Source organism: Pseudomonas sp. DE0010, assembly GCF_007680745.1.
GTDB classification, from domain to species: domain Bacteria; phylum Pseudomonadota; class Gammaproteobacteria; order Pseudomonadales; family Pseudomonadaceae; genus Aquipseudomonas; species Aquipseudomonas parafulva_B.
Genome location: NZ_VEJQ01000017.1, coordinates 75,287 through 87,385, shown reverse-complemented (window position 1 = coordinate 87,385; position 12,099 = coordinate 75,287). Strand labels below are relative to the sequence as shown.

Below are 12,099 nucleotides of genomic sequence, written 5' to 3'. Positions count from 1 at the left end.
CGCGACCGTTTCACAGTAACTGCTCGGTCGGGAACCGCGCCAGCGCATATCCTGCTTGGCAAGGTCTAGTCCCCCGGCCATTACCGCCCAAGGCGATTGCAGAGCGCCCGCGCTGTAACGGTGCGCGGGCGCCATTGCCTCACCGTTGGATCTTGATTTCCGTACGACGGTTCATCGCGCGCCCTTCGGCGGTGGCGTTGTCGGCCACAGGTTGGGATTCGCCAGCCCCGACCACGGACACGAAGCTGTTGCGCGGGATGCCGCTCTCAACCAGATAGTCGGTGACCGAATGGGCACGGCGCTCGGAGAGTTTCTGGTTATAGCTGTCGGCGCCCACGCTGTCGGTGTGGCCGCTCACGCTCAAGCGGGCCGAAGGCGCTTCCTGCTTCAGGCGTGTAGCGATGGTATTGAGGCGCTGCTTGTCGGCAGCGGTGAGCCTTGCAGAGTCGAATTCGAAATGCACGTCGCGGATGACGATCACTTCTTCTTTCTCGACCACCACCTGCTCGACGACCACAGCTTCGACCTGCGGCGCAGGCGGCGGGCAACCGTTAGCATCGACCTGGACGCCGCGCGGTGTACCTGGGCACTTGTCGCGGCTGTCCGGTACGCCGTCGCCATCTTCGTCGCCATCTCCATGGGCCCAGCAATACCCCGCCGCAAGCCCGCCCCCGAGCAGTGCACCCCAACCTGCCCAACTTGAGCTTTCAATAGCGCCAAGTGCCGCGCCGCCCACACCGCCGACCGCCGCACATTTGGGCCAGTCGGTCTTTTGCAAACCCGCGCAACCAGTCAACACACTGGTGAGCAGAACCAGAGGTACAGCTGTGCGTACTATGCTCATTTCATAGCCTCTTCTAGGGGGGAATCGGCATCGTGGCCGATCAGGGCAGTAAAGACGCTGCTTGCGCAGCCTGCCAGCCATTTGCCATGACCGGATGCCATAGCCCTATGCCGACAGGCGCTGGCCCGATAGTCTTGGCTGATCTTGATGAGGACTGCCAATGACCGACGGTTTTTCCCAACGCACGCCACAGCAGGCGCTCGCCGCCTTGCTCGAGCGCGTCACCCCGCAACGCCTGTTGCTGGTGGGCACGCGGTTCCCGGCACTCGACGCCTTCCTGCTGGCCCACCCTGAGGCGAGCCTGGCGAGCGCGCCGCCGGGCCCGCTGCCGGCTGAACTGGCAGCCCAGCGCTTCGACCTGGCGCTTCTGGTCGATTGCCTGGAGCACCTGCCCAAGCGCAACGGGTTGGAACTGCTTGGTGGCATTCGCAATCTCAACGCCAGTCGAGTCGCAGTGCTGGCCGACCTGACGGCCTGCGGCTGGCAGGACACGGACTTCTTCGCCCTGGCCCTGTCGGCCAGCGAGAAGTTTCAGCGCGACCAGCAGGTGTTGAGCCTGTTCACCTATGATCTACATGACTACAAGCAGGTCCCTGACTGGCTGAACGCGCGGTTCTGGGCCAACCCTGAAAACTTCGGCAAATACTGGTGGTGATGATGAGTGTATCGGTCTGCCCATGTGGCAGTGGCAACCTGCTCGACGCCTGCTGCGGGCATTACCACGCCGGCACGCCTGCACCGGATGCCCAGGCGCTGATGCGCTCACGTTACAGCGCCTATGTGCTGGGGCTGGTCGATTACTTGGTGGCGACCACCTTGCCAGCCCAGCAGGCCGGCCTTGATCGCGCCGCCATGGCCGCCTGGAGTGCCCAGAGCACCTGGCTGGGCCTGGAGGTCGAAGATGCCGAGCTGATCGGTGGCCAGCCCGAGCACGGCTTCGTGACCTTCACTGCCCGCTGGCATGACCAGAACGGCGATCATCAGCACCGCGAACGCTCGGCCTTCGTGCAGCACGAAGGCCGCTGGTATTTCATCGACCCCACCGTGGGCCTGAACGCCACGCGCAACGATCCCTGCCCTTGCCAAAGCGGGCAGAAATTCAAGAAATGCTGCGCCAGCTATGTGGGTGGCTGAGCATGATGACCCGCCTGCGTGTCCTGCTGCCTGCCTTGCTGGTGATGCTTCTGGGCGGCTGCGTCAGTTGGGGCGGTGAGCCCTGGCGGCAACCGGAGATCCACCTGGTCAGGGTGGAAACGGTCAAGGCTCGCCTGCTGCAACAGGAATTCGTGCTCCATGTGCGGGTGGAAAACCCCAACGACAGTCGTCTGTTCATCCGCAACCTGTCCTATGCCCTGCGGTTGAACGATGTGCTGCTGGCAGAGGACGAAGCCAGCCTGTGGCGCAGCGTTGGCGGACACGACCAGCGCACCTTCAAGATCACCGCCCGTACCAACCTGTGGCAGCGCCTCAAGCCACTGGCCAAGATGCTCAAGAGCCACCAGCCTTTGAAATACACGCTCAAGGCCGAACTGGGCACCGGCCTGTTGATCCATCGGAACCTGCACTTGTTGCGCGGTGGTGAGATAATGCCCGGCGATCATTACCTGGAGTAACCCTGCAATGTCCCAACAGCCTCACGTTCACGGCCCTGACTGCGACCACGACCACGATCATCACCATGATCACGGCCATGTCCATGGGCCGCACTGCAACCACGGTCACCAGGAGCCGGTGCGCAACGCCCTCAAGGATGTTGGCCGCAACGACCCGTGCCCGTGCGGCAGCGAGAAGAAATTCAAGAAGTGCCACGGCGCCTGACCGCCGCCCCGCCGTTCGACGGCACCGCGCCTGTCCGTTAGCGCTGGCGCGGCGCGGTCTGCAGCTTGGGCGCCGAGGTGCCCGGCTTGGCTGGCAACCCTAGCGCGGTGGCCAGCAACAGCCCCAGGCACAGCACCATGCACAGACCGTTGGTGCCCTTCCAGCCTGCCGTGTCCAGTAACAAGGAAGGCGTAAAGGCCCCGAGCGTGGCACACACGGCAATGGCCAGGTCATTCTTGCCCTGCAGGCGCATCGCGCACGGGCTGTCCTGCAATGCCTGCGCCAGCAGCGCGCCCCCGCCCACATAGGTCAGGTTCCAACCCAGGCCCAGGGCTATCAGGGCCGCGGTCATCACTGCATAACTGCTGGGCCCCATGTTCAAGGCCGTGCTCACCACGAACAGGCCCAACCCTGCGCAGATCGTCACCTTGATGCCCAACCGTTGAATGATGCTGCCTGTGAAGAACGACGGCGCAAACATCGCCACAACATGCCACTGGATGGCCATGCGCACGTCGGCGAAGTCCTGGTGCATACCTTTCATGTGCAGCGAAGCCTGAATCATCAACAGGTTCATGATGCCGTATCCCAGCGCCGCCACGCTCATTGCCACCATCAACACCTTGCGTGGCGCAGGTCGCACCGTCTCGGACGCTTGCAGGCCCTGCTGCGGGCGATTCACCGGCATCTCCTTGGGCAAGCAAAGGGCTATCAACCACGACACGAGCGCCAGACCAATAAAGGCGGCATAGCACAGCGAGAACAGTGGATACCCGCCCACATCCCTGAGCCATCCGGTCAAGGCCGGCCCCACCACGGCCGCGATCACGCCGCCTGCCACCACCAGTGAAAGCGCTCGCGCCTTGAGGTGTTGCGTCAGGTTGTCGGTAGCGGCAAACCGGTTGAAGTTGGCGAACGCGATGTACACCCCCAAGGCACAGTGGCTGAGTATCAAGGCGAAAAAGTGCTGGTGCTGCACGGCCAGGAACCCGCTGACGCCGGATACGGCCAAGGGCAGAGCACCCAGCATGAATGCGCGGCGACGACCGATGCGCCCCATCAGCCACGACACCGGGTAGGTCGCCAGCATCACGCAGAGAAACTGAAACCCGTAGGGCACCGTCGACCACGCAGGATCGGGTGCCAGGGCAGCACCGACAAGCGCTGCCATGGTCACGGACATCACAGCCGTGGTGAGGTTGACCGATTGTGCGATGAAATACAGGTAGGTGCGTGCTGGCAGGGTTTCGCTCATGGCGTGCTCGCTGAAGGCGCAGTAAATGAATGCGCCAAAGCTTCTCACTGATCGGCTGACCACGGGCGAACAGTCGACGCGGTTTCCAGCTAACTGTTAGGCTGTTTTTTCTAACACTGACGGGCCAGTCGATGCGTGCTGACACTCTCCTTCATCAACTCCGGCAGCGTCTGGCTGCCAGCGAATGGCTGCCGGGGCAACGCATGCCGTCGATTCGCAAGCTCACGGCCAGCACGGGTGCCACCTACCACGAGGTCGTGTCCAGCTATGGGCGCCTGGTCAGTGAAGGGTTGTTGACGGCCGTGCCAGGGCGTGGCTACTTCGTGGCCGGTACCACTCGGCCGCCCGCCAAGGACGAGGCGCCCGGGCATATGGCCGGGGACGCGCTGTTCAAGCTGCTGCAAGGCGGCCCGCACTACACCAAGCTCGGCTGCGGCTGGCTGCCCCCTGCCTGGCGCGACACCGAGCTGCTGGCCAAGGCCGTGCGGCGTACGGCGCGCCTGGAGCAAAGCTCGCTGGCCGACTATGGCGACATCCAGGGTTACCTGCCCATGCGCAAGCAGCTGTGCGTGCACCTGCGGCGCATGACCCAGATCGATGTAGGCCCGCAGCAATTAATCAGCACCTTGGGCGCCACCCAGGCCCTGGACCTGGTGGCCCGCCTGCTGATCGCCCCTGGCGATCACGTGTTCGTCGACGAGCCTTGCAACGGCAACCTGGTCAAGCTGATCGAGCTGGCCGGGGGGCACGTGGTCGGCATCCGTCGACTGCAGGACGGTCCCGACCTTGAAGACATGCAGCGGCACCTGGCCCAGCACAAGGTCAAGGCCTTCTTCTGCAACAGCACATTCCACAACCCCACCGGCAGTAACGTCAGCCCGCACAACGCCTTCGGCGTACTGAGACTGGCGATCGAACACGGCTTCTACGTAGTCGAAGACGACGTGTACGGCGACTTCAGCCCGGGTGTGCGCCAGACCTTCGCCGGCTTGGATAACCTGCAGCAGGTCATCTATATCGGCAGCTTCTCCAAGTGCCTGTCCGCCTCCCTGCGCGTGGGTTACATCGCCTGCCCGGCTGCACTGGTCGAACCGCTCATGCGCCTGAAACTGCTCACCTGCGTGGCCGTGCCTGCATTCTGCGAGCGCTTCGTCAATACGATCCTCACCGACGGCACCTACGCCAGGCACATGAGCGATTTGCAGCAACGCCTGATTCGACAGCAGGTTCAGACCCAGCGCACGCTGATAGACCGCGGCTGGCGCTTCGATATCACGCCGCACGGCGGCATGTTCCTGTGGGTCCATCACCCCGACATTGCCAACCTGCATCCTTTCTTGCGCCAACTCGAACAGCACGATGTGCTGCTGATGCCTGGCGAATCCTTTGCGATCACGCGCAACTACGTTCGGTACACCCGCATCAACTGCACGCACTTTTCCGACGCCATGGCTGTGCATTTCGAAGTTTGACCCGCTGCAACGCGCCCCTGGATACCCCGGCGTCACGGCCGGGGATTGGCAAATGGCCGACAGGGTCTTGCCACTCATCCAGCGCTGGGCCGATGTGTCGAAATAAAGCCAGGGCAGGCCTTGCACCCAGGCGGCCTGCTCACTACCTTAGCGCCTTTCCATACCCGCTACGCCTTGCAGGAGCCTTGCCATGGCCGCCCCCGCCCTTTTCTTTTTCCGCCCGCGCGCTGCAACGGCTGCCCTGCTGCTCGGTTCACTTGGCCTGGCCGGTTGCCAGACCACTGCCCAACAGGACAGCCTGCCGCCGGCCAGCGGCGTGCAGCCGCTCAAGGGCCTGGCCCAGAACGTGTCAGTCAGGCGCAATGCCATGGGCGCTCCGCTGATCGAGAGCAGCACATTCCATGACGCGCTGTTCACCTTGGGCTACGTGCATGCCGGGGACCGGATCGAGCAAATGGTTGCCATGCGGTTGCTGGCCCACGGGCGGCTGGCTGAAGTGGCGGGCCGCGATGCACTGGATATCGACCGTTTGATGCGCGCCGCCAACCTCAAGCAAAGCGCGGCACAGCTGTACGCCGACGCATCGCCACGGCTCAAGCGCTTCTTCGACGTCTATGCGCGCGGGGTCAACGCCTATCTGTTCCGCTACCGTGACAAGCTGCCGGCGGACCTGGCCAACAGCGGCTACCGCCCCGAATACTGGAAGCCTGAAGACTCCGCGCTGATATTCGCGTTGTATGCCTTCAGCCAGTCGGTCAACCTACAAGAAGAGATCAGCGCCTTGACCCTGGCGCAGAAAGTCGGCAGTGACAAGCTGGCCTGGCTGCTGCCCGGCGCCGCCGACGAACCGCTGGCCGAAGGCGAAGCAGCCAAGCTCAAGGGCCTGGACCTTGCCAGTCAGCTGCCGGGGTTGTCTGCCCTGGCAGCTGCCAGCCAGAAACTGGTGGACCTTGACCTGCTGGGCAGCCCCGGTTCGGCCAACCTGGCCATCGGCCCGCAACGCAGCCGCAGCGGCAAGAGCCTGCTGGCCAGCGACAGCCGTGCAGTCTGGGCGCTGAGCCCGGTACAGATCCACACCAGCAAGTACCAGGTGGCAGGCCTGTCGCTGCCGGGCCTGCCGATCGTGCTGGCTGGCTACAACGGCCAGCTGGCATGGACCAGCAGCGCGGTGATGGCCGACAACCAGGACCTGTTCCTGGAAAAGCTGCGCCACCAAGGCAACCAGGTCAGTTACCTGGCGGACGGCAAATGGGTTGCAGCCAGGGCACACACCGAGACCTTCCTGGTGCGCGGCGAGCGCCCACAGCGCGAAGTGATGCATGACACGCGTCATGGCACGCTACTCGGCCAGCCAGGCAATGCCAGCCTGGGCCTTGCCCTGAACTTGCCGCAGTTCAAAGGTGATCGCAGCCTTGATGCACTGTTCGACCTGACCCGTGCCAAGACCGTGGAGCGCGCGTTCGACAGCACCCGTGATGTCACGGCTGCTGCGCTGAACTTCGTCTTTGCCGAACCTTCGCACATTGGCTGGCAGGTGAGCGGGCGCTACCCCAACCGCCGAGAAGGCCAAGGCCTGTTGCCTTCGCCGGGATGGGATGGGCGCTATGACTGGGATGGCTATGCCGACCCCATGCTGCACCCGTACGACCAGGACCCGACCGCTGGCTGGATCGGCCACGCCAACCAGCGCAGCCTGCCGCGCGGCTACGGCATGCAGCTGTCGAGCAGCTGGTACTACCCGGAGCGTGCCGAGCGCCTGGGCCAACTCGCTGGCAATGGCCGCCTTGATGGCCGCAGCCTGATGGCGTTGCAGAACGACCAGGTCACCTTGTTGGCCGGCAAGCTCAAGCAGATGTTCGACGCGCCAGGCATGGCAGGCCCGCTGCAGCAGGCCATCAATGCCTTGCCCGCCGATCAGCGCGACAAGGCCCGTACGGCGCTGGCCAGGCTCAAGGCGTTCGATGGCCGCTTGAGCCCAGTGTCGTCCGATGCTGCGCTGTACGCTCTGTTCCTCCAGGCCCTTGCCCGTCAGACGTTCCTCGATGAACTGGGGCCGGAGTCCGGGGCGGCCTGGCAGGCATTCGTGAGCAATGCACGCCTGTCGTTCTCGGCCCAGGCCGACCACCTGCTGGGCCGGGATGACAGCCCGTTCTGGGACGACCGCGGTACGCCTCAGAAGGAAGACAAACCCGCCATCCTGGCCCGCAGCCTGGTTGCGGCAATGGACACGGGCATTGCCCAACTGGGCGCCGATCGCAGCGCCTGGCAATGGGGCAAGCTGCACCAATACCAATGGCCTGCACCGGCCTACCACGGGCTGGGTGATGCCATCGGCCGTCCTGCACAGCCTGCAGGCGGCGACTTCAGCACGCTCGCCTTTACCCCCTACGCCTGGGGAAGCGACTTCGTCACCCGCCTGCCGGCATCGGCGCGGCTGATCGTGGACTTCAGCCAGGCTGAACCCCTGCAGGTGCTGACCAGCAGCGGCCAGTCAGGCAACCCGGCCAGCCCGCATCATGGAGATGGCCTCGATGCCTGGTTCAAGGGCCGCTTCGCGGTCATGCCGCTTGCGCCCCAGCATTTCGCACGTGCCTATGGCACCCAGCGCCTGACCCTGGTACCGGGCAAGTAGAAAAGGCCGGCGCCGTGCAGCAGCTGCGACGGTCAAGGGATGAACAAACCACCGGTCGAACTTCCCTTGGCCGCTGCGGCTCCTAACTGGTAACTCCCTACCAGTGCGTGTGCCATGGACCTCGTCATCGCTCGACCCGAAGGCCTGTACTGTCCGCCCGGCGATTTCTACATCGATCCCTGGCGGCCGGTAGACCGCGCCGTGATTACCCACGGCCACGGTGACCACTCGCGTTCCGGCAATCGCCATTACCTCACCGCAGACCCCGGCGCCGGTATCCTGCGCAGCCGCCTGGGCATGGACATCAACTTGCAGACCCTGCCTTACGGCGAGCGCCTGTTGCACCACGGCGTGACCCTGAGCCTGCACCCTGCCGGGCATGTGCTGGGATCGGCACAGGTGCGCCTGGAATATCAGGGCGAGGTCTGGGTGGCCTCGGGCGACTACAAGGTCGAGCCAGACGGCACCTGCGCGCCCTTCGAGCCAGTGCGCTGCCACACCTTCATCACTGAATCGACGTTTGGTCTGCCCATCTACCGCTGGCCGACCCAGGCGGATGTGTTCGCCGGCATCAATGCCTGGTGGCGGGCCAACAGCGAACAGGGCAAGGCCAGCGTGCTGTTCTGCTACGCCTTCGGCAAGGCGCAGCGCATCCTGCATGGCCTGGACCCCAGCATTGGCTCGATACTGGTGCACGGTGCCGTCGAGCCGCTGAACAGGGTGTATCGCGAAGCGGGGGTGTACCTGCCCGAAACCCGCTATGCCGGCGACATTGCACGCAACGACCCGCTGTTGCGCACGGCCCTGGTGATGGCCCCGCCGTCCGCTGGGGGCAGCAGCTGGATGCGGCGCTTCGGCGATTACAGCGACGCGTTCGCCAGTGGCTGGATGCTGCTGCGCGGCACCCGGCGCAGACGCGGTGTAGACAAGGGCTTCGTGCTCTCGGACCACGCCGATTGGCCTGGGCTGCTGTGGGCCATCGGCCAGACGGGCGCCGAACGGGTCATGGTCACCCATGGGTCGGTGGGCGTGCTGGTGCGTTACCTGAATGAACAGGGGCTCGACGCCCGTGCATTCGTCACCGAATACGGTGAGGAAGATGACGCCACAGCCGGGGAGACAGGCGCATGAAAGCCTTTGCCGAATTGTACTTGCGCCTCGATGGCACCACCTCCAGCAATGCCAAGCTTCAGGCCCTGCGCGAATACTTCGCCAGCGCGCCGCCCCATGACGCCGCCTGGGCCGTGTATTTCCTGGCGGGCGGACGCCCGCGTCAACTGGTGCCCACCCGGGTATTGCGCGAACTGGCCGGCGCGATGGCAGGGCTGCCGGACTGGCTGTTCGAAGAAAGCTACCAGGCGGTGGGCGACCTGGCCGAGACCATTTCGCTGCTGCTGCCCGACACCCAGCAGGGCGCTGACGAAGGTCTGGCGCACTGGGTCGAAATCTACCTGCTGCCGTTGCGCGGCTTGCCACCGGAGGAACTCCAGCAACGTCTGCCCCCTCTGTGGGCACGGCTGGATCGCCCCAGCCTGATGCTGTGCCTGAAGCTGATCACCGGCAGTTTCCGCGTCGGCGTATCGAAACTGCTGGTCACACGCGCCCTGGCTCAGTTGGCGGAACTGGACGCCAAGCGGGTAGCCCAGCGGTTGGTCGGGTATACCGATATCAGCCATCGGCCAACCGCCGAGCGCTACCTTCAACTGATAGGGCCCGAATCTGCCGATGAGCATAGTCAGCGTGGCGGGCAGCCCTATCCGTTCTTTCTCGCCCACCCCCTGCAAGCCCCAGTCGAACAGTTCGATACGCTGCTTGGGCCGCCCAGCGCGTGGCAAATCGAATGGAAGTGGGATGGCATCCGGGCTCAGGTGGTCAAGCGCGACGGGCAGCTGTGGGTATGGTCGCGCGGCGAGGAGCTGGTCACCGAACGTTTTCCCGAGTTGCAGAGCCTGGCCCAGACCCTGCCCGATGGCGTGGTGCTCGACGGCGAGATCCTGGTCTGGAAAGCGAGCGATGCCAAGGCAGAGGCGTCCGTTCAGCCCTTTGCCCTGCTGCAGCAACGCCTGGGTCGCAAGACCTTGGGCAAGAAATTGTTGAACGATGCCCCGGTGGTGTTGCAGGCCTATGACTTGCTGGAGTGGCAAGGCGAGGACTGGCGCAGTCGCCCGCAGCATGAGCGGCGCGCGCAACTCGAACGTGTGCTTGAAGCCTGCCCATTGGCACCCGTACTGCTCTCCCCGCTGCTGCAAGGGCCCGACTGGGCAGACCTTGCCCGGCAACGGGAGCAGTCACGCAGCCTGGGCGTGGAAGGCATGATGCTCAAGCAGCGCGAGGCACTGTATGGTGTTGGCCGCACCAAGGACATGGGCACCTGGTGGAAGTGGAAGATCGATCCGTTCAGCGTCGACGCCGTGCTGATCTACGCCCAGCGTGGCCACGGACGGCGCGCCAGCCTGTACAGCGACTACACCTTCGCGGTCTGGGACGGCCCTGCCGGCACCCCGGACCGCACGTTGATCCCCTTCGCCAAGGCCTATTCCGGCCTGACCGACGAGGAGATGCGCAAGGTCGATGCCATCGTGCGCAAGACCACCCAGGAAACCTTCGGCCCCGTGCGCAGCGTAACGCCCACGCTGGTGTTCGAGTTGGGCTTTGAAGGCATTGCTCTGTCCAAGCGCCACAAGAGCGGCATCGCCGTGCGCTTTCCACGCATGTTGCGCTGGCGCCTGGACAAGCCTGTCGAGGAAGCCGACGACCTGGCGACCTTACAGGCCTTGCTGGCCTGATCAGGGATCACAGCCAGCTGTGAGGGGCTGGCGTGAGGCGCTGGCAGCGAAATTGTGCTTTCATCTGAAGGCTCAGCCCGTGCTCCAGACCGTTCCAGCCCCGTATTCAGGACCATCATGCACCACTCGACCCATGACATCCTCTCCCCTGTTCCGGGGGTAACCCGCCAACTGCACAGCTTCCACTTCGGGCCACGCGGTGGCCGCAAGGTGTACATCCAGGCCTCGCTGCATGCTGACGAACTGCCCGGCATGCTAGTGGCCTGGCACCTCAAGCGCCAGTTGCTGGAACTGGACCAGCAAGGCCGCCTGCAGTGCGAGATCATCCTGGTGCCGGTTGCCAACCCGGTAGGCCTTGAGCAGGTGCTGCTCGACGCCCCGCTGGGCCGGTTCGAGTTGCAAAGTGGCGAGAACTTCAACCGCAATTTCGTCGACCTGTCAGACAGCATCGGTGATCAGGTCGAGGCCCACCTGACCCAGGACCCGCTCCACAATCAGGCCCTGATCCGCGAATACCTGCGCCGCGGCCTGGATGCTCATCCGGCGCGTACCCCGCTGCAAGCGCAGCGCCTGATCCTGCAGCGCCTGGCGTGCGATGCCGACTTGGTCCTGGACCTGCACTGCGACTTCGACGCTGTCGAACATCTCTATACCACCCCGGACGCCTGGCCGCAGTTCGAGCCCTTGGCCCGTTACCTGGGTGCCCAGGCCAGTCTATTGGCGACCGATTCGGGCGGGCAGTCTTTCGACGAGTGCTTCAGCCTGCTGTGGTGGCAGCTGCAACAGCGCTTTGGCAAACGCTTCCCCATCCCGGCGGGCACGTGTTCAGTCACCCTCGAATTGCGCGGCCAGGCGGATGTGAGCCACGACTTGGCGCGCCAGGACTGCCAGGCCATTCTCGACTTCCTGACCCATGCCGGCGTGATACAGGGCCATACCCCTGCCCTGCCGCCCTTGCGCTGGCCAGCCACCCCACTGGCTGCCGTGGAGCCAATCACGGCCGCTGCGGGCGGGTTGCTGGTTTACCACGCCAAGCCAGGGCAGTACTTGGAGGCGGGGCAACTGATTGCCGAGGTCATCGACCCGCTCAGTGATCGCGTCATGCCCTTGCGCAACAGCCAGCCTGGCCTGCTGTATGCGCGTAGCGTGCGGCGTATGGCCACGGCAGGCATGGTGATCGCCCATGTTGCCGGCGAGCAGGTGTGCCGCAGCGGCAATCTGCTGGCCAACTGACAAGTAAACCAATGCCTTGCAGCGGTGGTCTCTAGAAGCACAGCCTTCGAGGGACTGCC

Annotated in this window: 11 protein-coding genes; 9 read left to right on the top strand and 2 right to left on the bottom strand. The window is 64.5% G+C overall.

What is annotated here, in order from left to right:
- Nucleotides 1–139: 139 nt before the first annotated feature.
- The gene (locus tag FS767_RS14345; protein WP_027915328.1) at nucleotides 140–844 is read right to left on the bottom strand and encodes an OmpA family protein; all 705 of its coding nucleotides are present in this window, start codon (nucleotides 842–844) and stop codon (nucleotides 140–142) included.
- A 160-nt stretch (nucleotides 845–1,004) separates the two neighbouring features.
- On the opposite strand from FS767_RS14345, the gene FS767_RS14340 reads away from it, so the two are divergent.
- Genes FS767_RS14340 through FS767_RS14325 form a run of 4 tightly spaced genes read left to right on the top strand, consistent with a single transcriptional unit; the run spans nucleotide 1,005 to nucleotide 2,662 of the window.
- A complete protein-coding gene (locus FS767_RS14340) occupies nucleotides 1,005–1,499 on the top strand; it encodes a DUF6231 family protein (protein ID WP_058637963.1) in 495 nt (164 codons plus the stop codon).
- 2 nt (nucleotides 1,500–1,501) lie between these two features.
- On the top strand, nucleotides 1,502–1,978 hold the full coding sequence (locus FS767_RS14335) for a YchJ family protein (protein WP_144966389.1): 477 nt from the start codon (nucleotides 1,502–1,504) through the stop codon (nucleotides 1,976–1,978).
- 2 nt (nucleotides 1,979–1,980) lie between these two features.
- A complete protein-coding gene (locus FS767_RS14330) occupies nucleotides 1,981–2,457 on the top strand; it encodes an LEA type 2 family protein (RefSeq protein ID WP_100851003.1) in 477 nt (158 codons plus the stop codon).
- 7 nt (nucleotides 2,458–2,464) lie between these two features.
- Entirely contained in the window at nucleotides 2,465–2,662 is a 198-nt protein-coding gene (locus tag FS767_RS14325; protein WP_023535239.1) for an SEC-C metal-binding domain-containing protein, read from the top strand.
- A gap of 37 nt (nucleotides 2,663–2,699) precedes the next feature.
- Here the strand turns inward: FS767_RS14325 and FS767_RS14320 are convergent, their stop codons facing one another.
- The gene (locus FS767_RS14320; RefSeq protein WP_144966387.1) at nucleotides 2,700–3,917 is read right to left on the bottom strand and encodes an MFS transporter; all 1,218 of its coding nucleotides are present in this window, start codon (nucleotides 3,915–3,917) and stop codon (nucleotides 2,700–2,702) included.
- A gap of 131 nt (nucleotides 3,918–4,048) precedes the next feature.
- On the opposite strand from FS767_RS14320, the gene FS767_RS14315 reads away from it, so the two are divergent.
- The 5 genes from FS767_RS14315 to FS767_RS14295 all read left to right on the top strand — a co-directional run bounded on the left by FS767_RS14315 (nucleotide 4,049) and on the right by FS767_RS14295 (nucleotide 12,040).
- Complete coding sequence (locus FS767_RS14315; RefSeq protein WP_144966385.1) at nucleotides 4,049–5,389, top strand: PLP-dependent aminotransferase family protein; 1,341 nt, start codon at nucleotides 4,049–4,051, stop codon at nucleotides 5,387–5,389.
- Nucleotides 5,390–5,579: 190 nt separating this feature from the next.
- On the top strand, nucleotides 5,580–8,021 hold the full coding sequence (locus FS767_RS14310; protein WP_144966383.1) for a penicillin acylase family protein: 2,442 nt from the start codon (nucleotides 5,580–5,582) through the stop codon (nucleotides 8,019–8,021).
- A 114-nt stretch (nucleotides 8,022–8,135) separates the two neighbouring features.
- Nucleotides 8,136–9,152 (top strand): ligase-associated DNA damage response exonuclease, encoded by a 1,017-nt coding sequence (locus FS767_RS14305; protein ID WP_144966381.1) that lies wholly within the window; start codon nucleotides 8,136–8,138, stop codon nucleotides 9,150–9,152.
- Entirely contained in the window at nucleotides 9,149–10,807 is a 1,659-nt protein-coding gene (locus FS767_RS14300; protein WP_144966379.1) for an ATP-dependent DNA ligase, read from the top strand. Before FS767_RS14305 ends, FS767_RS14300 begins: the two co-directional genes overlap by 4 nt.
- 117 nt (nucleotides 10,808–10,924) lie before the next feature.
- Complete coding sequence (locus tag FS767_RS14295) at nucleotides 10,925–12,040, top strand: succinylglutamate desuccinylase/aspartoacylase family protein (RefSeq protein WP_144966377.1); 1,116 nt, start codon at nucleotides 10,925–10,927, stop codon at nucleotides 12,038–12,040.
- Nucleotides 12,041–12,099: the final 59 nt, after the last annotated feature.